The 22,215-nt window shown below is 67.7% G+C and carries 19 protein-coding genes and 3 pseudogenes; 6 read left to right on the forward strand and 16 right to left on the reverse strand.

All coding sequences use genetic code 11. From position 1 onward, the window contains the following. Positions 1-97: 97 nt before the first annotated feature. The 3 genes from ACWD3I_RS44720 to ACWD3I_RS44730 form a co-directional block, all read right to left on the reverse strand. Entirely contained in the window at positions 98-310 is a 213-nt protein-coding gene (locus tag ACWD3I_RS44720; RefSeq protein WP_365413606.1) for an integrase core domain-containing protein, read from the reverse strand. A 25-nt stretch (positions 311-335) separates the two neighbouring features. Further along, positions 336-1,406 carry an IS110 family RNA-guided transposase gene (locus ACWD3I_RS44725; RefSeq protein ID WP_365413608.1) on the reverse strand — a complete coding sequence of 357 codons (1,071 nt, stop codon included), beginning with the start codon at positions 1,404-1,406 and terminating at the stop codon, positions 336-338. 198 nt (positions 1,407-1,604) lie between these two features. Then, a complete protein-coding gene (locus ACWD3I_RS44730; protein WP_365413610.1) occupies positions 1,605-2,489 on the reverse strand; it encodes an IS3 family transposase in 885 nt (294 codons plus the stop codon). Here ACWD3I_RS44730 and ACWD3I_RS44735 point away from each other — a divergent pair. The 3 genes and pseudogenes from ACWD3I_RS44735 to ACWD3I_RS44745 form a co-directional block, all read left to right on the forward strand. Further along, a complete protein-coding gene (locus tag ACWD3I_RS44735; RefSeq protein WP_365413612.1) occupies positions 2,379-3,332 on the forward strand; it encodes an IS3 family transposase in 954 nt (317 codons plus the stop codon). The genes ACWD3I_RS44730 and ACWD3I_RS44735 overlap by 111 nt on opposite strands. 295 nt (positions 3,333-3,627) lie before the next feature. Further along, positions 3,628-4,170: a DUF6882 domain-containing protein gene (locus ACWD3I_RS44740; protein ID WP_365413614.1), complete on the forward strand. Its 543-nt coding sequence runs from the start codon at positions 3,628-3,630 to the stop codon at positions 4,168-4,170. A 640-nt stretch (positions 4,171-4,810) separates the two neighbouring features. Continuing rightward, positions 4,811-5,405 (forward strand): annotated as a pseudogene (locus tag ACWD3I_RS44745) (transposase); the annotation flags it as partial. Positions 5,406-5,764: 359 nt separating this feature from the next. On the opposite strand, the gene ACWD3I_RS44750 reads toward ACWD3I_RS44745, so the two are convergent. From ACWD3I_RS44750 to ACWD3I_RS44775, 6 genes and pseudogenes are all read right to left on the reverse strand, one after another. After that, positions 5,765-6,739, reverse strand: coding sequence for an NmrA family NAD(P)-binding protein (locus ACWD3I_RS44750; RefSeq protein WP_365413616.1), 975 nt, complete (start codon positions 6,737-6,739; stop codon positions 5,765-5,767). 486 nt (positions 6,740-7,225) lie between these two features. Then, a pseudogene (locus tag ACWD3I_RS44755) lies at positions 7,226-7,380 on the reverse strand (alpha/beta fold hydrolase); the annotation flags it as partial. 76 nt (positions 7,381-7,456) lie between these two features. Then, positions 7,457-8,158, reverse strand: a complete 702-nt coding sequence (locus ACWD3I_RS44760) for an SDR family oxidoreductase (protein ID WP_451084369.1) — start codon at positions 8,156-8,158, stop codon at positions 7,457-7,459. A gap of 772 nt (positions 8,159-8,930) precedes the next feature. After that, positions 8,931-9,140: a CocE/NonD family hydrolase C-terminal non-catalytic domain-containing protein gene (locus ACWD3I_RS44765; protein ID WP_365413989.1), complete on the reverse strand. Its 210-nt coding sequence runs from the start codon at positions 9,138-9,140 to the stop codon at positions 8,931-8,933. A gap of 91 nt (positions 9,141-9,231) precedes the next feature. Next, positions 9,232-10,458: pseudogene (locus ACWD3I_RS44770) on the reverse strand (CocE/NonD family hydrolase); the annotation flags it as partial. A 55-nt stretch (positions 10,459-10,513) separates the two neighbouring features. After that, entirely contained in the window at positions 10,514-11,329 is an 816-nt protein-coding gene (locus ACWD3I_RS44775) for an oxidoreductase (protein ID WP_365413987.1), read from the reverse strand. A gap of 245 nt (positions 11,330-11,574) precedes the next feature. Between ACWD3I_RS44775 and ACWD3I_RS44780 the strand changes: the two genes are divergently transcribed. Beyond that, positions 11,575-12,108 carry a TetR/AcrR family transcriptional regulator gene (locus ACWD3I_RS44780; RefSeq protein WP_365413985.1) on the forward strand — a complete coding sequence of 178 codons (534 nt, stop codon included), beginning with the start codon at positions 11,575-11,577 and terminating at the stop codon, positions 12,106-12,108. Between the two features lie 87 nt (positions 12,109-12,195). On the opposite strand, the gene ACWD3I_RS44785 is transcribed toward ACWD3I_RS44780, so the two are convergent. The 6 genes from ACWD3I_RS44785 to ACWD3I_RS44810 form a co-directional block, all read right to left on the reverse strand. Next, complete coding sequence (locus ACWD3I_RS44785; RefSeq protein WP_365413983.1) at positions 12,196-12,765, reverse strand: TetR/AcrR family transcriptional regulator; 570 nt, start codon at positions 12,763-12,765, stop codon at positions 12,196-12,198. Between the two features lie 235 nt (positions 12,766-13,000). Then, positions 13,001-14,299 (reverse strand): SNG1 family protein, encoded by a 1,299-nt coding sequence (locus tag ACWD3I_RS44790; RefSeq protein WP_365406919.1) that lies wholly within the window; start codon positions 14,297-14,299, stop codon positions 13,001-13,003. A 429-nt stretch (positions 14,300-14,728) separates the two neighbouring features. Continuing rightward, positions 14,729-15,397: a lipoyl(octanoyl) transferase LipB gene (gene lipB / locus ACWD3I_RS44795; protein WP_365406917.1), complete on the reverse strand. Its 669-nt coding sequence runs from the start codon at positions 15,395-15,397 to the stop codon at positions 14,729-14,731. A 94-nt stretch (positions 15,398-15,491) separates the two neighbouring features. Next, positions 15,492-15,935: a hypothetical protein gene (locus ACWD3I_RS44800; RefSeq protein WP_365406915.1), complete on the reverse strand. Its 444-nt coding sequence runs from the start codon at positions 15,933-15,935 to the stop codon at positions 15,492-15,494. Positions 15,936-16,701: 766 nt separating this feature from the next. Beyond that, positions 16,702-17,193, reverse strand: a complete 492-nt coding sequence (locus ACWD3I_RS44805) for a DUF6114 domain-containing protein (RefSeq protein ID WP_365406912.1) — start codon at positions 17,191-17,193, stop codon at positions 16,702-16,704. 117 nt (positions 17,194-17,310) lie between these two features. Beyond that, positions 17,311-17,925 carry a DUF6230 family protein gene (locus tag ACWD3I_RS44810; RefSeq protein WP_358803800.1) on the reverse strand — a complete coding sequence of 205 codons (615 nt, stop codon included), beginning with the start codon at positions 17,923-17,925 and terminating at the stop codon, positions 17,311-17,313. 267 nt (positions 17,926-18,192) lie between these two features. On the opposite strand from ACWD3I_RS44810, the gene ACWD3I_RS44815 reads away from it, so the two are divergent. Further along, on the forward strand, positions 18,193-18,903 hold the full coding sequence (locus tag ACWD3I_RS44815) for a MerR family transcriptional regulator (protein WP_365406908.1): 711 nt from the start codon (positions 18,193-18,195) through the stop codon (positions 18,901-18,903). Between the two features lie 92 nt (positions 18,904-18,995). Here the strand turns inward: ACWD3I_RS44815 and ACWD3I_RS44820 are convergent, their stop codons facing one another. Then, a complete protein-coding gene (locus ACWD3I_RS44820; RefSeq protein ID WP_365406905.1) occupies positions 18,996-21,179 on the reverse strand; it encodes an MMPL family transporter in 2,184 nt (727 codons plus the stop codon). A gap of 266 nt (positions 21,180-21,445) precedes the next feature. Between ACWD3I_RS44820 and ACWD3I_RS44825 the strand changes: the two genes are divergently transcribed. Beyond that, entirely contained in the window at positions 21,446-22,087 is a 642-nt protein-coding gene (locus tag ACWD3I_RS44825) for a TetR/AcrR family transcriptional regulator (protein WP_365406902.1), read from the forward strand. Positions 22,088-22,215: the final 128 nt, after the last annotated feature.

Below are 22,215 nucleotides of genomic sequence, written 5' to 3' on the forward strand. Positions count from 1 at the left end.
ACTCGGGCGGATAGCTGCGGGGCATCACGGCCTCCGAAGGCTGCTGGATCGTCAATTGTCCAGCAACCCGACTCCATTAGAACCGGGGCATACCACTCTAGGTTGCGGCTGTGAGCTGGGACTTCGTGGTTTCGCGGTAGTGGTTGGTCTCGTATTCGGCGGGTGGGATGTGCCCGATCTCACCGTGGAGTCGGCGGTGGCAGTACCAGTCGATCCACTCGGCGGTGGCCAGCTCGACCTCGGAGAGTGTCTTCCAAGGCCTGCGGGGCTTGATCAACTCGGTCTTGAACAAGCCGATCGTGGACTCCATCAGGGCATTGACGCTCCTATAGTTGTCAACTTGCCGCGGAGGCCCTCCGTGGGACCGGCCGAAGCAGGTGGTAGACCTCGCGGATGACGTAGCGCTTGAGGCACCGGATGATCTCGCGTTTCGTCTTGCCCTCGGCGGTGCGGCGGGCGACGTAGTTGATCGTGGGCTGGTAGAACCGCATTCGGACAATGACGGTTCGGTAGATCGCGGCGTTGAGCTGGCGGTGGCCGCCGTGGTTGATGCGATGTCTGCCGCCGGTCATGCCGGAGCCGGTGGGTACCGATGCGATGCCCGCGAGCTTGGCCAGGGCGGCCTCGGACTTGATCCGCTCGGGGTTGTCGCCGGTCACGACAAGGATCTCCGCGGCCGTGTCCACGCCGATACCGAAGGGCTCGAGCAGTTGCGGGGCGACCCGCTGGACCAGGTCACCGATCATCTTCGTCAGTTCCTTGGCCTCGGCGTCCAGGTATTGCCATCGCTGGGCGAGCGTCCGCAGGGTGTACCGAAGGGCGTCCTCGGGACCTTCCAGACGGCGAGGACGCAGGGCTGCCAGCTGCCGCGCCAGGCTGATCTGTGTCTTGCCGGCAGTCTCCCGACGCAGGGCGTCCGAGGCGTGAACGAGCATCGCCTTCATCGTGACCATCGCCGTCGCGCGCTGTTCGACAGCCTGGTCATGGGCGATCTTGAGCTGGCGGATCATTTCGGCCTCGCCGTCGGCAGTCTTCGGCGTGGCCGTCGCGAACCCGGCCAGCACGGCGCGAGCGGCGTTCTCAGCGTCCAGGGTGTCGGACTTCCCGTTCATGCGCCGCAGCCGCCGGTCCGGGAGTCCGGCCTCGACCACCTTGTGACCGGCCCTGCGCAGGAATGAGGTCAACGTGGCCCCGTAGGACCCTGTGCCCTCGATCCCGAATGCGAGGATCCTGCCGAACGAGCCCGCCCAATCGACCAGTTGCTGGAAGCCGCCCGTGTCGGTGGGAATCGTGAGGGTGGCCAGGATTCCGCCGATAGTGTCCATCACCGCTGCGACGTGCACGTGCTTGTGCGTGTCGACGCCGATCACGACGTGCCCGGACCTGGGTTGCTCGCTGGTCTGCACGGAGTTCCTTCCGGTCGGTAGCGTGGGGGTTCACGCTGTCGCCGGTCGGACGGACAGGACTGTCACGGGGACGCTTTGGCGAGTCGGCTCCAGGCTCATATCAGGTCACGTCCGTCCGGCGGCAGCGCTTGCTGCGTGCCCGGCCGGGCGGTCGACAGATCAACGCCAGGACACCCAAGGGTCGGTCGTAAGCAAGAGTCAGACCGCCTCAGCCGGGACTACCCGATCCTTGCGGGATCCGGTGCGAAAAGACTGACAGTCGTAGGCGTCGCCGACCGATCCGATGGACGCGGCGATGCCTGCCCGGTCGAGGTGCTCGGCGAGTGCGAACGATGTGTATTGCGACCCGGCGTCGCTGTGGTGGATCAACTCTCTTTTCACATAGGGGTGTTGGTCGCGGTCGCGTTGCCACAGGGCCATCTCGAGGGCGTCCAGGACGAGCCGGGTCTCCTTCGACGTGGCTGCCGACCAGCCGACGATGCGGCGGGAAAGGGTGTCCACGACGAAGGCGACGTAGACGACACCGGCGAACGTGGTGACGTGGGTGAAGTCGGCGACCCAGCAGCGGTTCGGGCTCGGGGCGACGAAGTCACGGTCCACCAGGTCGGGGGCACGTTCCGCACGTGGATCGGGGATCGTGGTGATGACCTTCCTGCCGCGGACCGCGCCGCTGATGCCGAGGTCACGCATCAGGCGTTCGACGGTGCAGCGGGCCACCGCGACACCCTGCCGGTTCAGGTGCCTCCAGATCTTCCGGGCGCCGTAGACACGGTAGTTGGCCTCGTACGCCTGGATGATCAGAGCTTTCAGCTCGGCGTCGCGAAGCGTGCGGGCAGCCGGCCGGACCTGCCGCTTGCGGTGGGCGTAGTAGGTGGAGGGGGCGATCCTGCAGTCGTGTGCGGTCAGCACGCGGCAGATCGGCTCGACACCGCCGAAGCGGTCCTTGTACTCGTCGATGAACGCTACGAGCGTGTGTGTGGCCGGTCGAGCTCGGCCGCGAAGAAAGACGGCGGTCTTCTTCGCGAAGGAGAGCGATCGGTGAACGCGATGTACACGTTCATCGAGGCGGAGAAGACCACCCACGGTGTTGCTTTCCTCTGCCGCCTGCTGAAGGTGGCCCGTTCCTCGTTTTATGCCTGGCTCGCCGCGGCGAAGGCCCGGGCCGCTCGCAAGGCCGCCGACCAGGACCTGGTCCATGAGATCACCGTCATCCACGTGGCCTCCCGCCACACCTACGGCGTGCCGCGCATCCATGCCGAACTGCGGCGCCTGGGCCGGGCGGTGAACCGCAAACGCGTCGCCCGCCTCATGCGCGAGCACGGCATCCAGGGCGTCACCCGTCGCAAGCGCCGTTCGCTGACACGGCCGGACAAGAAGGCCAGGCCGGCCCCGGACCTGATCGGCCGCGACTTCCAGGCCGAGGTTCCCGGCACGAAACTGGTCGGCGACATCACTGCTCTGCCCACATCCGAGGGCTGGCTCTACCTCGCCTGCTGGCTGGACCTGGCCACCCGCGAGGTCGTCGGCTACTCGATGGCCGACCACCACCGCGCCGACCTTGTCGTCGATGCGCTGAAGATGGCCGCGGGCCGGGGCCGGCTCCGGCCCGGCTGCATAGCGCATTCGGATCGCGGCAGCGAATACACGAGTAGTCAATTCCGGTTTGAAATAGGCGCGTTGGGGCTCAGGCAAAGCTGCGGACGCACCGGATCCTGCTTCGACAACGCCGCCGCAGAGAGTTTCTGGGCCCTGCTCAAAGAAGAGATCGGCACCCGCATCTGGTCCGACCGAGCCACTGCCCGCGCTGAGTTCTTCGACTTCATCGAGACGTTCTATAACCGCCGCCGCCTGCGCAATCACAAGGTCTTCGGCTACCTGACCCCGGCCGAGACCCGGCAACGGCACCAACACGACCTCGCAGCATAGGGATCGAGTGTCCAAGATCACGGGGAAGCTTCACCGCCACCCCCGTCCCCTGGGCCTGACACCCCGATCCGCCCCCGCACGCGCGCTTCGCACCAGCGGATACGGGCCCAGACACCTCACGGAACGTTTGTCGGCCTACTCGCGCGTCCGCCTGGGGATTCACAAAATCGCGGCCTGAACCACGCAATTCCCCGGGGCCCTGATCATGCAATTCCCCAACTGGTCGGCTGGGGTGAGACTGTCCGCGATCGAGGCGGCTACGGCGGTGGAAGTGGCCTCTGGTTAACTTCGCGGCATGAGCTTGTTCAAGCGGGTCAAAAAGTCCGAGGGTGCTGATCAGGCCATGGATAGCGCTGATCTGAGCACGTTGCTGCTGCAGGGGGAGGACATGATGGATCAGCTCGCCCGTGCTCACATGTCCTGGGGACTGGGCTCGGCGGACCGCTGGGGACTGGATCAGACAACTGGCCTGATCACCTGGACCTTTCCCGACAAGACAGCAACGGCGCCTGCTCAGATCCTCGGCAGTTTCAGTCCCTCGTCCGGCTCATGGGTGTGGGCGTGGGCGAACAAGAGCATCCTGCCCGAACTGAGCCACGACGCCCGGAGCGTTCGGGACTGGGCCGAAGCCCATGGGCACCATGCTCTGGTCAAGCCCGAGATCGATGCTGACGAGCAAGTAGCGGCGACACTCACGGCATTGGCCGTAAAAATCACGGAAGCGACCGGCTTCTATCGAGGCCCCGGAGGCAACTCCACGGTGATGATCACCTTCGGGCCGGTCACCTTGGCCATGGCAGACGGCAGCACGTCCACTTTCAACATCAATATCAACTAGCGGACAGGCGCTGCCGCGTTGAAAGCCTCGGTGCCTGGCCTTGTGAGCGGTCAGGCACCGAGAACGGCGAATCGGCTGGTCGACCGACCATGAGAAGACACCGTTCATGTCGACGGGGTTCAGGACCGGCTCACCCCCGCGTCGGCGGGGAGCACTACGACCCCGGCCCGAACTTCCCGTGGGACTACGGTCCACCCCCGCTCGTGCGGGGACCACCGTCCCGTCGATGTAGCCGTCATGGTTCTTGTCGGGTTCACCCCTGCTCGCGCAGGGACCGTACGCAGTGGAGCAGATCCCCGTCCCCCTGCCACGGCCCACCCCCTGCTTTCCCAGGGATCACGCGCTGATGCGCTGACACGTCAGTCCTGGCTCCGGCTCACCCCCGCTCGCGCAGGTGCCACGGCCGCTTCGTGATCGTGAACTGGACGGTGATCGGCTGACCCCGTTCGCACGGAGGTTACGACGCCGTCCTTGCCGATGCCGCCTTGGCGGACGGCTCATCACCGCCCTCTTACAGGAGGAATGCTCAAGACCTGTGGATCGGCTTCGGGTTGGGCGCGGAGGGCGTACCTTCCCGAATGATCCTGTGATGGTCACCGAGTAGGCCCGCGTTCGCAGCGCGGGTCGGGAAGGCATGCCCGTGCTCAGCGTAGTGAACGCCGACGGCTCCACCGAGTCTGGCTCCCTGATCGACGAGATCGTCCGCGAGGGCGCCCAGCGGATGCTCGTCGCCGCGCTGGAGGCCGAAGTACATAGCTGAGTTGGCTGCGGAGACGGACGAGGCCGGGCGCCGCCTGGTGGTCCGCGACGGCCACCACCGGCCGCGCACCGTGACCACTGCCGCAGGTTCCGTCGCGTGGTGCCGCAAGTCTCCCAAGGTCAGCGAGGTGCTGCCGCTGCTCTACCTGCGCGGGCTGTCCTCGGGGAACTTCGTGCCTGCGCTGGAGCAGTTCCTCGGCTCGGCGGCCGGGCTGTCGCCAGCCACCGTGACCCGGCTGACGAAGCAGTGGAGCGACGACCGTGCCGCCTTCCAGCAGCGCGACCTCGCCGAGTCCGACTACGTGTACGTGTACGTGTGGGCGGACGGGGTGCATCCCAAGGTCAGGCTCGGGCAAGCGCACTCCTGTGTCCTGGTGCTGATGGGTGTGCGCTTGGACGACACCAAGGAACTGATCGCGCTGGCCGAGGGCCTGCGTGAGTCGACCGATTCGTGGGCCGACCTGCTGCACGACTGCAGCCACGACCCGGTCTACGGGTGCGCCCGGGCCTGGGTCCGGCCCCACGCCAAGGGCTGGCCGATTATCGGCAGGGACCGATATACAGGAGTCGGAAGTAGTGCCGGAACAGAACCCGGCCAGCACTCTGCCGAACTGAGGGTCTGGCGGCACCAGAAGGGCGGCGCTGGTCGGGCTGCTGGGTCTCTGCGTGGCGTACCGGAGCAGGAACGGAACGTGCCAGGCCATGACGATGTCGGCCGCTTACCGGGCGGCGCCCCACGGAGACGCCCAGTGAGGCGCTGCCCATCCTCGGTCAGCCGTCTTGGCCCTGCGGTCCGATGAACTGCATGGAGAGGTGGGCCGGATCGCTCAGCGGTTCAGGCAGACGCCAGCTTCCGGATGCGCAGATGGTTCTCCAGCGCCCACCGCACGGTCTTCGGCGGGCGTCCGAGGAGGGTTTCCAGTTGGTCGGTGGCTCCGCGGTATCCGCCGCCGCCCAACAGTCGGGTTAGGGTCTTCAGGTGCTCCGCGGTGTGCGGGAGCGCGGCCAGGGCAGTGTCCACGTAGGTCTCGTTCCAGGTTTCTACCTCTTCGGGAACGTACGTGACCTCGCGTCCCAGAACGGCCGCGTAGTCCTCCGCGAACTCGTGCATGTCCTTCAGCTCCGGGCCGTTGAGGTCGTAGGACTTGGAGATGTGCGGATCCGGGTCGGCCAGGATCTTCACGCACAGCTCCGCCACGTCGTAGCCCGCGATGGGCGCGAGCCGATGGTCACCGAAGGGCAGACGCAGTTCACCCCTGCTCAGCGGCTCCAGCGCCAGCCAGGTCATCAGGGGGTTCTCGACGAACATGGCCGCCCGGATGTTGACGGTCGGGAGGCCGGACCAGTCCAGCACCTGCTCGGCGACCCAGTGGGCGCGTTGCTGCGGCGACCAGTTTGCGACGAGTCCACCGAGCCACGCACGCCGCTCTTCCTCCGGCGCGGTCATCTTGTCGAACGTCATGAACGACTGCTCGTACTCGGAGATGTTGACGAAGACCTCGATGTCGCCCTGCGCCCGTGCCGCGGCGGCCATCAGGCTGACGGCGTCGGTGTAGTACGGCGACAAGCTCATGCTGAAGTAGATACGGCGGACGCCCTTCAGCGCGGCGCTCACGTCGGCGATGGTGAGCAGGTCACCGACGAAGACCTCTGCCCCGACCTGGCGGAGCGCATGCGCGCGTTCGTCGTCCTGGCGCACGAACGCGCGCACCGGGTGCCCTTGTTCGAGCAGCATGTCGACCATCGTCCGGCTCACACCGCCGACTTCGCCGGCTGCACCGGTGATCAGGATGGGGTTGCGCTCTGGCATCAGTGTGTCCTCTGTCTGGGTGGTGGGGGATTCAGTTGTTGAGAAAGCCACGTGGCGGATGGCGCGTGGCGTCATCGGGACGCGGGGTCGTTGATGCGGGTGAGGGAAGTCGAGGAGTGCGGCGTTGACCTCGGCGGGACGCTCCTTGCTGTGTCCGGTGCCCGCAGCCCGGCAGCACCACCGGGCCGTGTAGTTGAGGCGCGGCAGCGGTCAGCGGGGTGTCCGACCCGCCTGGCCACGGAAAATCTCGCTCAGCGAGCTGCCCCCGCCCGGGGGGACACAGCGCGGTGTCCTTGTCGAGGTCTCCCACCACATACAGCGCGCAGGAACGTCGATCCCGAACCCCCGGAAGGGTGCGAGCAGTTCGTTGTAGCGTTCGGTGTTCCGGCACCCGTCGAAGGCCCCCGGTGAACGCCTGCCCGCCGTGCAGGACAAAGTCCTCCGCGTACTCCCGAATGTCGTCCTCCGTCGGCCACGCCGGGAGTGCGGGTGACTCCCGGCGTAGCCGCGCTGGCCGGGGGCGACGACCCGGTACCCGGCCGACCCCAGCGCCCCGAACCGGTGACGCCAGGAGCACCAGCCCTCCGGCCGGCCGTGCAGCAGCAGGACCAGCGGCCCTGCCCCTGTTCAGCGATGTGCAGCCGGAACCCCTCACATCGGCGAAGCGGTGGGTGGGCGAGCTGTCCACACGGGGCTCCCTGGAAACCGCGGGTCGTGTCACTTCTTCAACTGGGCGTACATGGCTTCCAGGTCGGAGGACAGCTGGGACTTGACCCAGCGGGTGGTGTCGTCGGCCAGCACCTCGTGCGCTCCCGCCTCGATGCCGTCGAGTGCGGCCACGGCGATGTCGCGCGGGTCGGCCTTGGGCGCGTCGAGACCCGAGGTCATTTCAGTGTCCACGTAGGCCATGTGGAGCCCGGTCACCGCGATTCCACGCGGCTGCAACTCCAGGCGCAGAGAGTTGGTCTGCGACCACAAAGCGGCCTTGGAGGCGCCATAGGGCGTGCCGTCGGCCAGCCAGGACAGAGCGGAGTGGGCGTTGAGGATATGGCCCCCACCGTTGCGCTCGATGACCGGCACGAAGGCCCGGGTCACCAGCAGCGGCCCGTAGAAGTTGGTCTCCAGATCCCGGCGCACGTCCTCCATCGGGGAGTCGAGGTACGAAGCGCGTACGGAGGCGCCGGCGTTGTTGATCAGGATGGTGACGTCCTGGGCCTGCTCGGCCGCGGCTGCCACGGATGCCGGATCAGTGGCCTCGAGCGCCAGCGGAACGGCATCGGGGTGCGTCACCGTACGCGGGTCGCGGGCCGTGGCATAGACCTTGCCGGCCCCGCGTGCGTAGAGCTCCTCGACCAGCATCTTGCCGATGCCGCGACTGCCCCCGGTCACGAAGACGCCGGCGCCCTTGATTGCTGTCATGACTACCTCCACACAGATGAAAACCGATCGGTTTCACCACCGTAAACCGATCGGTTTTGTGATGCAAGTCGGGTTGTGCGCGGATGCCCAAGGCACGCGGGGTCGAAGTAGAGTCGGGCGGAGCTCAGGCTTCAGGGGCCGGCTGGCCTCGTGTCCATCAGCGAGGTCCGTACTCGCCGGGCGCAGGCCTGTGAAGCCGCGAGTCCGCCGGCCGCGATCGACGTGGCCTGGCTGGATCTCAGGCGGAGTTCAGCGGACTGACGTGAGAAGTGGCGTGTCGGGCGGTTCGGCATCGCCGACATGCTCGGCCGCGCACCCTTGCGAGCCTGGCCTGGGGTCGGCGACCAAGTACGGCGGGCGGGTCGGCAAGGCGCGCGACGACAGGGAAGACAAGCCCGACGGCCGACGACCTTTGCGGCGACGCGACCTCGCGACGAGGAGCCCAGTCCGCGGGGGTCGGCGCGCTGCCCCGTACAGACGGGTCACGCACCCTTCGTGAGCTGGAGCCCACGTACCAGAGTCGCAGGATGATCCGGCCCCCGATCCGGCCCTCCTTGTGTCGCCTGTCGCCGCCGCGGTACCGCGCCGGTCGCCGGGTGCCCGACGCCGCACGCAAAGGCGACCCGGTTGCTGGTGCGTTGGGAGGGAAACAGATCAGGCCGGTGGGTGACGATCAATCCCACGTCTGTGGCGGCTCGACGGACGTAGTGCCGGGGATCACCCTGTGCGAGATGGAGTAGCCCAAGTCCACGATGTGGATCTCCGGTGTTTCCTATTGGGCCGGGACCACGGGCAGGACGATGCGGGAAGGCCGGGCGGGGTCATGGAAGACCTGCTGGCGGGCCACTCGGGCCGTGGTCGCGCTCTCCTCGGGTTCGCCCGTGTTGAGGTTGCGGTCCCAGCGGGGGAAGTTGCTGGAGGTGATCTGGACCCGTAACCGGTGGCCCGCCCGGAAGACGATGCTGGTCGACCACAGGTCCACGACGTGCTCGGCCGCCTCGCCCGGCGTCGCCGCGCACCCGCACGATGCCGTCGGTCACGTTGCGGGAGACACCGCTCTCATCGACGTCGCACAGGCGTGCCACCCAGTCGGTCGAGGGTCCGTCCGTGGCTGCGAAGAGCACCACCCGGACCCGGCCGGTCACCTCGACGTCCTCGGTGAGCGGTTCAGTGGTGAAGACCAGGACGTCCTCGCGCGCCTCGACGGCCGCCTGGTGGAGCGGCCCGGGACGGAACTCGTCGGCGTTCAGGAGCCCGCCGCCCATGACGAGCGCGCCGCCGGTGGTCGCCACCGGGTCCATGGGGTCGTAGGTGAACTCCTCGGCCTGCTCGGCGGTGGACGGCGGCTCCTGCGTCAGGCGTCCGCGCATGCCCATGTAGTCGGAGTTCGCGGCGAACCCGAAGTTGACGTCACCGACCACGTGCCGCCAGTTGGTGTGGGTCCACGGGCCCATGACCAGCGTGGCGGACCGGCCGCCGCGGCGCATGGCGATGAAGTTGTCGAGCGTGCCCTGGCCGAAGATGTCGAACCAGCCGCCGACCTGGAAGGTGGGCAACTCGACCTCACCGTGCCGGCCCGCGACCCGGCAGGACGCCGCCCACTCGGGCTCCCGCCGGGAACGCTCGTAACCCAGCTCGGGCAGGTCGTGCCGGGCGAACGCGGGAAACCGCCCGGTGGGCAGCTCCCCGTAACCGCCGCTCGCCAAGCCGTCGAAATCCTGCACGAACCCGGTGATGGCGTTCACGAGCCCGTCCAGATCGGTGGAGTGACGGCGCATCAGGGTGTCGGCCCCCTGCAGGAGCGACCAGGGCACGCTGAGGCCGGGCTCGATCGCACCGCCACGCGTCCACAGCCCGTCGTCCGGGTCGGACCAGGTGATCATCGGCGCGATGGCCTTCAGCTCCGGCGGCTTCGACAGCGCCGCCATCCACTGGGTGTTACCGAAGTAACTGCCGCCGATCATGCCGACGGAACCGTTCGAGCCGGGCAGCGCGGCGACCCACCGCACGGTGTCGTAACCGTCGCTCTCCTCATGCGTGAACGGCTCCCACTCGCCCTCGGAGGCGAAGCGGCCACGGGTGTCCTGCAGGACCACCATGAAACCGTGCCTGGCCGCCGCCAGAGGATCGAGTACGACGCCCATCATCGGGGTCTGCTTGCCGTATGGCAGCCGGGCCAGCAGCACCGGCCACGGCCCCGTACCGCCGGGCCGGTAGACATCTGCGCGCAGCACCGTGCCGTCACGCATCTCCGCCGGAACGTCGAACTCGATCTGTATCTCCGCCATGTGCCGCTCCATTACGTCTTACGTCTGAACGTCTTTTACTTGCGGGGCGTTTGAGTGAGGGCAGGCGTCAGCCGGCCAGCTTGTTCATCTTGCGGATCTGCTTGTCGAAGACCCCGGCGGGAGCGACGCGGCGCAGTATGCGCCCGCGTCCGGCCAGGGACCCGGCGGTGTAGCGCAGCTTCGGTTTGGCGTCGGTCGCCGCCGCGACGATCGCCTTGGCGACGATGGCGGGGGCGTCACCGTCCCTGATCGCCTCCGCCATCACGCGGTCGACGCTGAGCCGCTGCTTCGCGTAGGCGTGCAGGGGGGTGTCGGGCTTCGCGCTGTTGGCCTCGAATCCCGTCCTGGTGTAGGCGGGTTCGACGATGAGAGCCCGGACGCCGTGGTCGCGGACCTCGTGGTCGAGGGACTCGGTGTAGCCCTCGATCGCATGCTTGGAGGCGGCGTAAGCGGCCATGTAGGGCTGGGGCAGGAACCCGAGCACGGACGAGATGTTGATGATGCGCCCGCGTCGCTGAGCGCGCATGTGCGGCAGGACCTCGTTCACCATGCGCATGACCCCGAAGACGTTGGTGTCGAAGACGGACCGGGCCTGCTCGACGGAGGTTTCCTCGGCCGCACCCATCGAGCCGACGCCGGCGTTGTTGACCAGGACGTCGATCCGCCCGAACCGCTCGCTCACCTCCTGGACCGCTGCGGAGACCGAGGCGTCACTGGCGACGTCGAGCCCGAGGAACGTCACGCCGTCGAGCGGGGTGACGCGTGAGGTGTCACGGCTTGTGCCGACCACGTTGAAGCCGGCTGCGACCAGGGCGAGCGCGGTTTCCTTCCCGATGCCGGATGACGCACCCGTCACGAGTGCCACCGGCCGGTTCGTCGTCATCATGGATGCCTTACCCGCCAGAAACCGATCAGTTTCCGTTCACAATAAACCGATCGGTTTCCATGTGCAAGCTCAAGCGCAAACTGGATCTGGGCTGCCGAGGCGGAGTGCTGTTCGTGACGCGCGGCAGACGGGGGCCCGGCTCATGGCGGTCGGCCGCCAGGAGGGCCCTGCGGGCCAGCGCCCGGTCAGGCGCCTTGCCTGCCGGCAGACGCAAACCGACCGGCCCCTGCCACAATGACGGCATGGCCAGGATCAGTGCGCAGGAGAGACGCGAAAACGTCGTCAGCGCAGCGATCGCCGAGTTCGCACTCAAGGGCTACTACGGCACCTCCACCGAGGCGATCGCCAAACGCGTCGGCGTCACGCAGCCGTACCTCTTCCGGCTCTTCCCGGGCAAGAAGGCGATCTTCGTCGCCGCCTTGGTGCGGAGCATGGAAGACACCCGTCTGGCTTTCGAGCGGGCGACCGATGGGATGGAAGGCAGCGAGCAAACGCGCGGCGCCTTGGCGGACGCGTACGCACGGCTGACCTCAGCACACCCCGAAACACTCCTGATGCAGATGCAGGGATACGCCGTCGTCGCGGCTGCCGAGGCAGAGGGCGATGACCAGACGGGCGAACTCGTCCGGGCCGGCTGGATGAGATTGTGGGAAACCGTGCACCTGTCGCTGGGGGCCGATGTCCACGCGACCACAAGCTTCTTTGCTTGCGGCATGCTCGGCAACACTCTTACGGCCATCGGGCTCCCCTCCGATTACAGGGAAGCCGGGGCTTGAGGCCATGGGCGCTGCTCCGGCTGCCGGAGTCGGGCATCAACCCGAAAGAGCGCTTCGGTCGCCGATCCTGCTCGAAGACGGAGTGGATCAGTGCATGTCTGCCGCATCGAGCAGGGTAGTCACAGTGGGCGCGATGAGCCCGGTCAGATTGTCGGCGCCGATCCCCGCGCGGGCGCTGGCGCCGTCGAAGACCAGGATGAGCTGCCGGGCCAGCAGGTCAGGGTTGCTCGCGCCACCCTGTTCGGCCTCGGCACGGAAGAAGGCCGTCAGGTCCGCTTTGATCTGGTGGGCCACCCGGCTCGCGGGGTGGGTCTGATCCTTGAGCTCGATCTGCACAGCCAGGTAGCGGCAGCCTCGGAACTCGGCCGCACCCGCCTGCGACTCCACCCGCTCGAAGACGTACAGGATCCGCTCACGGGGGGAACGGCCATCGTCCGCCGGGGGCAGAGCCCTCGCCACGAAGGCAGCGGAACGCTCCTTCAGGCTCGCCGCCAGCAGTTCATCTTTACTCTCGAACAGCTGGTACATGGAGCGCTTCGACACCCCTGCCGCCTTGCACAGCGCCTCGATGCCGATGCCGACGCCGTCGCGGTAGGTGAGCGTGGCCGCGGCCTCCAGCAGCCGCTCCCGGGGACTTTGCTTCACTTCGGTAGTCATACCGCGAGGTTAACTCGAATCGGACGAAATAGAAACCGATCGGTTTCCATGGGGTGTCGGGGAGATGCCCGCCGCCGTGCGGACGCCTGAAGCCCGGCCAGAGGCTCGGCGACGGTCTTGGGGGAGAGACCGTCGCCGAGCCCTGATGGTGCGCGCGCCTCTCGTCCCCACGGGGGCGCCACACACCGGGGCCACTCCGAGTAATGGCCCCGTCTTTTGGGTGAGCCGCCTTCCGCTACGCCGGGGCAGCGGTCTTCGCGGGCTCCGTCTCGGCGGGAATGCGGTGCAACCCCTTGCGGTCGTACCAGCCCGTCACGCCGAAGCCGAAGAGGGCGGCTGCCGCGAGGCCGACGGCCATCATGACCCAGCCCCGGGTCAGGCCGGCGTCGGCCTGAGCGTCGTAGTAGAGGATCGAGCGGATGCCGCCGGTGATCTGCCGCAGCGGCTCGAACTCCGCCAGGAAGCGGTAGAAGCCGGGCAGCGCCTGAAGCGGCGTGGTGGCGTTGGCCGTCGGCACAGCCATCCCGATGAAGACCAGAGTGACCACCAGCATGCCGGGCGTACCGAACACTGCGAGCAGGGTGAGTGCACCGATCCCGGAAACCGCGATGGCGCACACCGAGTACAGCCACAGCAGTGGCAGATGGGCGGCGTGCATCCCCATGAGGCCGACCGCGCCCACCATGACCAGGCTGCCCATCAGCAGCGACAGCCCGGCCATGAGAGTGCTGCTGATGGCGAGGGTCTGCACCCGCGTCGTCCGGATCAGCGGGCGGTGCAGGCGCAGCGGGCCCATGTCGTTGTGGGTATAGCCGAGGGCGTGGTCCACCTGGCCGCTGATGACGTTCGCGGAGAGCATCCCGCACACCACCAGGACCAGCGCGTAGTAGAACGCCGTCAGGCCCAGACCGCTATGCGAGTCGAGGGGATGGCCGTCCTCGACAGTGACGGCGGCCGGGTCGGCCAGGAGGATGCGTGCCGCGGCGGGCAGCTTCGCCTGCCCGGTCCCGCCCTGGGACGTGAGCTCCTTACCCACTTGGAGCGAGGCCCTTTCGGCCGCCTTCGTCGTCACAGTCCGGGCCAGACTGGAGCCCACACTGCCGGCGGACTGGTTGGTCAGCACCGTCAGCGTCGGCCGGGTCGGGGTCCCGGTGGTCGCGGCGTCGGTGAGTGCGGTGGTGGCTGAGGTGAAGTCGGCGGGGACGACGAGCGCGCCGTACAGCTTGCCCTTGCCGAGTTCCTCCTTCATCCCCTTCTCGTCCATCACCTTCCAGTCGATCTTGCCCCCGCTCGCGGTGGACTTCTTGATCGACTCGGTGATCCGAGCCCCCAGGTTGACCTGCCTGCCGCCGACAGCGGCCCCCTTGTCTGCGTTGACCAGTCCGACGGGCAGATTCTTCATGTGGTCGACGGGATCGATGTTGGCCCCGACGTAGAACACGGTGAACAGCAGCGCGAGGACGCCCGTGATGACGCCGTTGGCGATCCACAGGGGTTTGGCACGCAGGACGCGGAACGGGTGAATCCCACTCATGACTTACTCCGGTCTCGGACAACACACTCATAGACGGAGAAGGGCGGACAGCTTCATTGCGACCCGGCGACCCTCGGAACGTTCGATCTCGGCACACGCTGCCGTCGACGCACAACCGGGCATGCAGCACTCCCGCCGGACTCCGGCAGGATGAAACCGGTCGGTTTTCAGACCCATCGTAAACCGATCAGTTTACAAATTCCAAGTCGAGGCGCCGGCCCATATCCCAGCAGCGCCAGGAAGCCGCACGCCGGCACCGCCTCTGTCATCGGGTCACTTCGAGCCGCGAGTGGACCGGCTCGCTCCAGGTCGCGCAAGCGGTCCAGGTCCGTCGCGCCGAACACGGCCATCGGGGCCGCCCCGCCCAGCAGTCGCCGTTACCGAGGCGGGAAACTGAGCGGCGGCCACCACGCAAGCGCCTGCCCCGGCTCAGGAGGGTGTGCGCGTTGGCGCCAGCTCGGCTGCTACGGCGTCGGCCACAGCGTCCCTCACCTGCGCCTCCGTGGGCGTGTGCCGGCCGAGTTCGGCAGCGAGTTGAGCCAACGAGGTCATCCGGACACCGGGCAGGGCGCAGGCCGTGAACGTGGTGTAGACGTCGAGGTCCGGGTCGACGTTGAGCGCGAATCCGTGGCTGGTGACGCCGCCGCTGATGCGCATGCCGATGGAGGCGATTTTGCGGTGGTCGGGGGTCCACACGCCGACCAGGCTCTCGGCGCCTCGGGGTGTGTCCCGGCGTATCGCCTCGAATCCGAGTGATCCCAGCGCACGGATCAGGGCGTGTTCGATCCGTCGTATCAAGCCGCGCGGTCCCAGCTCGCGTACGTTCAGCACGAGATACCCGATCAGCTGCCCTGGCCCGTGATAGGTGGCGTGACCGCCCCGGTCGACTTCGACCAGGGTGATCGGTGCAGCCGGTTCTGGCAGTTGGTCGACCGGTGTTCGCGCCGTGTAGGTGATCACGGGAGGGTGGGTGAGCAGAAACAGCCGATCCCCAGTACGCCCCTGCTTCCGCTCGGCCACCCAACCAGCCATGTCGGCCTGCGCCACCTCATACGGCACCTCACCCAGATCGACCCGCTCCATCTCCCCTACCTGCATTACCTCTCCAGTGCCCTTTGAGGCGACGACGCCTCGCACCGCGCCTGCGAAAACCGGCCCCCGACGCACAGACCACGGCCGCTTGAGGCTGGCTTCAGCGTGGCGTTCCGTAGCCGTGGATCCCCGGGACGGCGAGTTTTCCGCCTGTCTGTCCGGCCTGGTCGATGTCGGCGTCGTCCAGGCCGAGTTGGAGCTTGAGGCCAAGCTTCCCGAGCGTGTCGTAGAGCCACTCCGGAATGGTGTCCGGGGTGAGGTGCAGGCGCAGGACGGGTGGTGCGGGAAGGTTTTCGATGCTGGAGAGGGTGCCCGTCAGACTTTCGACGTACATGGTGATGGCGTCGCCCCGGAGCGTGGAGGTGGAACCGGGCGCTCCGTCAATGTGCTGGATCTGTGGGCCGACGGGCACCGCCATCTTCAAATCGCGGATCGTGACCGCCGCCGCAGTGAACTTGAGTACCCGCTTGGGCCCGGCGGCTGTCTCCACGGTCACCACGCCGCCGAAGACGAGATCGTGCAGTTCAAGTCGGCTCCCCTTCATGTTCCATGCCTCGGCGGAGAATCGGCCGGCCTCATGTTCCTCCGGGGCCTTGAGGTCGCTGATGTCGCAGGTGCGGGTAGTGCCTTGGGACGACCCCGGTCGGGGCGACGGCTCGCCGACCCGGTGGCTGGGAGCAGGGGATACAGGCGTAATGGACAGTCGGGGCTCGGGCGGCGCTGCGGACTCTGGCCTCGAAGTTGCCGAGCTTGGTGAAGAGCTCGCGTGGGGTGAGGGGCTCGCGTCGGGTGACGGGCTTTGCTGCTCGGCGTCGTCACGGAAGAGGGGACCGAGGATGTCCGCAAGGCTCGTTGTCGCGGAGGTTGCGCTGGGCGAGGGGGTGGGAGTGGCGGTCGGTGCTGGGGTCGGGCCCGCTCCCTCGTCCTCCGCGTGCGACGGCGGCTTGACGGGCTCCCCGCTTGGGTGAGCGCCGGCCGTGCGGGGATCAGCGGACGGGGTGGGGTTTGCGGGAGTGTTCGTCGCGGAGGTTGAGGTGTCGTCGGGACGGGCGCAGTCGACACCGCTGGTTCCAGGCGCGCCTGACCCCTCGTCGGAAACGGAGAGCGCCGCGGTGGCGCTCGTGTCCGCGGGCTCGGGCAGGCGTTGACTTCCCAGGATGAGGGCGGTCGGCAGCGCGGTCAGCGCGAGAGCCCTCCCGACCGGCAGACGCAGACGTGTCAGCGCGGACGTACGGGGGATGGCGTGCCGGCCCCTCGGTGATCGAGCGAATCGGGGCTCTGCGGCCACGCCGCGGGTGTCGGGCGACTGGTCACTCACTCCCCTGTCCTCCCGCCCGGCTGACGGCGGCCGACGGCCCCTCGGTGCCGTCGGGTATGTCCTCCGGGTGCCCGTCCACGTCCACCGGGCCCCACGCCAGAGCCAGGAGTCCGCCCGTCGCCGCGAGCAGTGTGCCGACGAAGAATCCGCCGAAGTTGGAGATGGGAAGCGACAGCACGCCGAGGAACACCGCGACGCAGCCGGCGAAGAACCTGATGATCGGCTGGAACCAGAGGAGGCCGCCGAGGACGATCAGCGTCAGGCCGATGACCAGGGATCCGGCCCCCGCGGTGGTGGACATCGCCACGGACAGGGCGCCCAGGGAAAGGTTGAAATACGGGAAGTAGATGATGGGCGCAGCGGCAATGAGCACCAGCAGACCCGCCCAGAAGGGGCGGGTGCGCCGCCAGTCCCGGAAGTCCCGGCGAGCGCGGATGAAGCCGCTGTCACTGTGGGGGTGCGCGGGTGCGCCGACACTCGTCATGTGGAGGTTCCCAAGTCGTGAGTGGGTGAGGGTGTTCGCGAGGACGGTGGAGCACTGCCGCCCCCGGGCAATCACCGGTCGCTTGCGCGCACGGGAGAACAGAGGGCGGGAGCGAGGTCAGAAGCAGTCGTGGCGGCCGGCCGCGATGTTCATGTGCAGGCCCGACAGTTCGAACGTGCCCGCAGAACTGGCCCAGACCTTCTGGTGGGCATCGATGATCTCGACCGCGTCCGCCTGCTGGGCATAGCCGTTGGGATCGACCTTGTCCTTCGGGTTGACCTGACCCTTGGTCATGGCCCCGGTGGCGACGCCGATGTCGACGTTGGTGAAGGTGCCCTTCTTGGCCTGGAGGTCGGTCATGTCGATGTACAGGTCCTTGGCCTTGACCGGCGTGCCCGATCCGCCGGCCTTGAGCGTCATCGTGTAGGTCCCGAGCACGGGTATGTCCACCGGCACGGACTGGCACATGTCGACGATCGTCGCGTTCTTGATGGACGACACGGAGACGGGCACATGCTTGCCGTTCTTGGCGACGTCCACCGTGGCGTAGTTGCCGAATCCGGTGCCGCTCAGCTTGCCGGCCGAGACCTGGAAGTCGGAGCCGGAGATGCTGAATGAAGCGGCCAGTGCGCCCTGGGCCATGGAGACGGCGACCGCCGCGGTGGCGGCCACCGTCGGCACCGCACCGATGGCGAAACGCTTCCAGTGGGTCTTGCCGATTCGCTGGGACATTGTGTGGTTCTCCGTTGTCTAGGCGTACGAGACGACCGGACCCAGAACTGACTGGCCCGGGGCGGGGGAAGAACTGCGGCTGGGTGTGGCCGTGGCGGTGCAGGCGGCTTCCGTGGGCGCATGTCGTCCACGCACACGAAGAAGTGGGCACGCCGGAGAAGCGCTCGATAGTGTTACTACCGAGTACCCGATAGTGGCACTATCGAGCTCAGTGGGGCAACCCCCGGTAACGCGATACTGGTGGGACAGTTGAGCGTGAGGGAGCGCATGAGGATTTCAGAGCTCAGCCGACGGTCCGGGGTGCCGGTGGCGACCATCAAGTACTACCGACGGGAAGGGCTGCTCCCCGAGGGGCGCGCACTGAACCCGACGGCGGTCGAGTACGGCGAGGTGCACGTCCAGCGCCTCCGTCTGATCCGTTCTCTCATCCAGCTCGGCGGGCTGTCCGTCGCCCGCACCCGTGAGGTGCTCGATGCGGTGGACCGTCCACTGGATGCGTTCGAGACCCTGGGCGTCGTCCACCACGCGCTGCCCGTGCCCTCCGCGGAGACGAACGGGAGGAGCGGCACGGACAACAAGGACGACCCCGGAGCGGAGAGCGCCGCCGATGAGGCGGTACCGGGCGCAGCCGCCGCGAGGGTCGAGGCTCTCATCGAGAACATGGGCTGGCGGATCTCCGACGCGTCACCGCACCGCCCCGCACTCGCCGAGAGTCTCGCCGCGCTGAACCGCCTCGGCGCCGACTACACGGCCGACGACCTCATCCCCTACGCACGGCTCGCCACCTCCACCGCCGATTTGGACTTCGCGCAGTTCGAGGGGATCGAGGACCGCATCGCCCTCGCCGAGCGGGCGGTGGTCCTCACCGTGCTGTTCGAGCCAGTCGTCCGACTGCTACGGCGCCTGGCCCAGGAGGACGCGAACCACCGTCGCCATGATCGCCGTGCGTGCGGGCGGGGCGAGCATCCGGAGGAGTGAGTCCCCAGCAGGGCACGGCCGGCACCCCCGCTCGCGACGGCAGCGAGGGCCGAAGCGCCTCGGGCGAAGGCACTTCGGCCTCTCGGGAGAGTTCAGCCCGCGGCGACGGGAACCCGCTCGTCAGCGGTGTCGTCGGCCGGCATGTCGGTCTCCTTGATGCCGAACCGGTCGTAGAAGCGGGCCAGCGGGCCCGGAGCCCACCAGGCCGCCCTGCCCAGCAGCCTCATGACGGCCGTTCCCAGCAGGATGCGCACCACCAGCACGTCCACCAGGACCGCGAACACCATGCCGACGCCGAAGAGCTTGATGGTCAGCACATCGCTCATCCCGATCGCCGCGAGCGGCACGCACATCAGCAGCGCCGCGCTCACGACCAGGCGGCCGATGGACTGCAGCCCGGTCGCCACGGCTTCCGTGCTGTCGCCTGACTTGTCGTACTGCTCCCGCATCCGGGACACCAGGAACACCTCGTAGTCCATGGAGAGTCCGAAGATCAGCGCGAACAGCATGATCGGCATGTTGGGCTCGATGTTGCCCGTCGGATCGAAGCCGAGCAGGTTGTGCAGATGGCCGTCCTGGAAGATCCAGACCAGGACGCCGAAGGTCGCGGTCAGCGACAGCATGTTCATCGCGATGGCCTTCAACGGCAGCAGCACCGAGCCGAACGCGAGGAACAACAGGATGTACGTCATCACCGCGATGTAGAGCAGCATCCACGGCAGGGTCTCGCCCAGTGCGTCCAGGGTGTCGTCGTAGACCGCCGACTCACCGCCGAAGTACGCCCGGGCGCCCGGCGGTTCGGGGACGTCCTTGAGCCGGTTCACCAGGTCTCGCGCGTGGGTCGAGATGGGATTGCCGTCGTAGGTGACCGACACCCGGGCCGTGGTGCCCTCGACTCCGGTGATCCGGGCACTCGTGGCGCCCTCGGTGGCGCCGAGCCGCTCGGCGTACGCCTTCAGCGCCGCGCCCTGGTCCTTGGAGGTCCCGTCGGACTTCAGCACGAGCAGCGAGTCGATGGACTTCACCGCGTCGCCGTCGAAGTCGTGCTCCATGGCGTCGAAGACCTGGCGGCCCTCGGAACTGCTCCGCAGCTGCTGCGCGTTGATGGAACCGAACTCGATCTTCGAGAACGGCAGGGCGAGCGTCAGCAGCAGGCCCACCGCGCCCACCACCACGACCCATCGCCGCCGCATCAGGCCGTGCCCGAACCGGTACCAGGCGCCCTCGCCCGCCGCCGTGGGGCGCACGGCCTTCTTGCGGCGCAGCGGGAAGGCGTTGACCTTCGGTCCCATGACGGCGAGCAGGGCGGGCAGTGCGACCAGTGAGAAGAGCACCGCCAGCAGGACCGCTGCCACCCCGCCGTACGACATCGACTTCAGGAATGTCGACGGGAAGAGGGTCAGGCCGGCCAGCGCCGCCGCGACCGTGGTGCCGGAGACCATCACGGTGCGCCCGGCCGTGGCGAGGGTGCGCCCGATCGCCGCTTCGCCGGTATAGCCGGCCGCCAGTTCCTCGCGGTAGCGGCTGACGATCAGCAGGCCGTAGTCGATGGCGACCGCGAGACCCAGGATGGTGACCAGGCTCATGGAGAACACGGACACGTCGGTGATGTTGGCGATGGTCCGCAGGACGGCCATCGAACCGAGGATGGAGAGCACGCCGACGAGCAGCGGGAGGAAGGCCGCGGTCAGACCGCCGAACACGACCAGCAGGAGCAGGAAGAGCACGGGGGCCGAGATGATTTCCGCGGTCCTCAGGTCGTGTTCGATCTTCTCACTGGCCTGGTGGCCGGTGGGCACCGTTCCGCCTTGCAGCGTCTGAAGGCCGGGTGCCGGGATCTTGTCCTTGACCGCCTCGTACGCGTCCTCCTTGGCCTTCTCGCTGCTGCCGTGGAGGTTCAGGGCGACGTAGGTGGCGTGCCGGTCATGACTGACCTGCGCCGGCATCTTGGTCGTCCAGAAGTCCAGGTAGCCGGTCACCTCCGACTTCGGCAGGGACGCCAACTGCTGGACGACCGCCTGCTGAAAGGACGGGTCGTCGACGGTGCGGTCCTTGTCGCGGTAGACGATCACCGCGTCGGGTGTCCGCTGCGGGAACGCCTTCTCGGCGATGTGGGCCGCGCGCACGCTGTCCGAGCCGGGGTCCTGGAAGCCGAGCGGCGTCAGGGAGCCGAAGACTCCGGCACCGTAGGCCCCGGACAGGACGGCGAACAGCATGGTCAGTATCAGCACCGGCTTTCGCCTGCGGTACAGCAGACGCCCAAACCCCTCAAACATGACTTCTCCTAGATCGTTAGCCAGCGCCGGGCAGGACCGTCCGTAGGTCGGCGCCGAATGAACCGTAACAGTGTTTTTATTGCTCGACGCAACGCTGTTGCGCACCTCTCATTCGGAGGGCGGTCGAGTTCCATTGCTCTGACCTGCTGGTACACAGGGTGAGATCGATTCTGAATCGACAGGCCCTGGCGTGGGGCGGAGTGGACGACGGCGAGCCAAAGTGCTGCCTCGAAGCATTCGTAACGGCGTTGTAATACGATGGCGCCATGGCCAGACTCAAGACACATGACGAAGCGCTCCGGCTCCGGCTCCTGCACCGCGCTGCCGCCACGGTCTTCGACCGCGGCACGGCCGCGCTGAGCCTGCGACAGCTCGCTGCGGACGTGAAGACCTCGACCACGGCGGTCTACTCACTGTTCGGCAACAAGGCGGGCCTGCTCAGCAGCCTGTACGAGGAGGCCGCGCGGCTCTTCGTCGCGCGCCTGGCAGCCATCCGTCCGACGGACGACCCGGCCGGCGACGTGATCCGGCTCGGACTCGTCTATCGCGAATACGCCGTCGCCAACCCTCACCTCTACGCGATCCTGTTCTCCGACCGCAGCGTCCAGTGCCCGTCCGAGTCGGAGTCGGAGTCGGAGAGGCCGCGTGAGGCCATCGAGACCTACCGGCCCCTCGTCGACGCCGTGCGGCGCGGACAGCAGGCAGGGCAGTTCAGTCCGGAGTCCGACCCGGAGGTCATCGCGCTGTCGGTCTGGGGAACGGCCCATGGCCTGGTGTCCCTGGTGCTGTCGGGGAACGAGCCGCCCGGGCTCGCGGTCGCCGACTGCTATGAGCGGGCCCTGGGGGTATTGGTAGCGGGGTGGCGAGAGAGCGAGGGGAAGGTTCAGGGGTTCGCGGACGTGCCGTGAGTCCGGAGCCGGGACCGCTTCGGGCCTGAACGTACGGCAGCGGGTGAACCCAGGCCGGTCGGATCCTGCGGGACACCGGACGGACTCGGCGGGCTGCGGACGGACAGGTACCACCGTGCTGCAGACTG

The organism is Streptomyces sp. NPDC002817 (genome assembly GCF_053592055.1).

Excerpts from the sequence above, each read along its gene's own strand:
- ACWD3I_RS44750 (WP_365413616.1), bottom strand. The coding sequence starts at position 6,739 with ATGCCAGAGCGCAACCCCATCCTGATCACCGGTGCAGCCGGCGAAGTC.
- ACWD3I_RS44785 (WP_365413983.1), bottom strand. The coding sequence starts at position 12,765 with ATGACTACCGAAGTGAAGCAAAGTCCCCGGGAGCGGCTGCTGGAGGCC.
- ACWD3I_RS44820 (WP_365406905.1), bottom strand. The coding sequence starts at position 21,179 with ATGTTTGAGGGGTTTGGGCGTCTGCTGTACCGCAGGCGAAAGCCGGTG.
- ACWD3I_RS44740 (WP_365413614.1), top strand. The coding sequence starts at position 3,628 with ATGAGCTTGTTCAAGCGGGTCAAAAAGTCCGAGGGTGCTGATCAGGCC.
- ACWD3I_RS44775 (WP_365413987.1), bottom strand. The coding sequence starts at position 11,329 with ATGACGACGAACCGGCCGGTGGCACTCGTGACGGGTGCGTCATCCGGC.
- ACWD3I_RS44805 (WP_365406912.1), bottom strand. The coding sequence starts at position 17,193 with ATGACGAGTGTCGGCGCACCCGCGCACCCCCACAGTGACAGCGGCTTC.
- ACWD3I_RS44825 (WP_365406902.1), top strand. The coding sequence starts at position 21,446 with ATGGCCAGACTCAAGACACATGACGAAGCGCTCCGGCTCCGGCTCCTG.
- ACWD3I_RS44800 (WP_365406915.1), bottom strand. The coding sequence starts at position 15,935 with ATGAAGGGGAGCCGACTTGAACTGCACGATCTCGTCTTCGGCGGCGTG.
- ACWD3I_RS44780 (WP_365413985.1), top strand. The coding sequence starts at position 11,575 with ATGGCCAGGATCAGTGCGCAGGAGAGACGCGAAAACGTCGTCAGCGCA.
- ACWD3I_RS44815 (WP_365406908.1), top strand. The coding sequence starts at position 18,193 with ATGAGGATTTCAGAGCTCAGCCGACGGTCCGGGGTGCCGGTGGCGACC.
- lipB (WP_365406917.1), bottom strand. The coding sequence starts at position 15,397 with ATGCAGGTAGGGGAGATGGAGCGGGTCGATCTGGGTGAGGTGCCGTAT.
- ACWD3I_RS44720 (WP_365413606.1), bottom strand. The coding sequence starts at position 310 with ATGGAGTCCACGATCGGCTTGTTCAAGACCGAGTTGATCAAGCCCCGC.
- ACWD3I_RS44790 (WP_365406919.1), bottom strand. The coding sequence starts at position 14,299 with ATGAGTGGGATTCACCCGTTCCGCGTCCTGCGTGCCAAACCCCTGTGG.
- ACWD3I_RS44810 (WP_358803800.1), bottom strand. The coding sequence starts at position 17,925 with ATGTCCCAGCGAATCGGCAAGACCCACTGGAAGCGTTTCGCCATCGGT.
- ACWD3I_RS44760 (WP_451084369.1), bottom strand. The coding sequence starts at position 8,158 with ATGACAGCAATCAAGGGCGCCGGCGTCTTCGTGACCGGGGGCAGTCGC.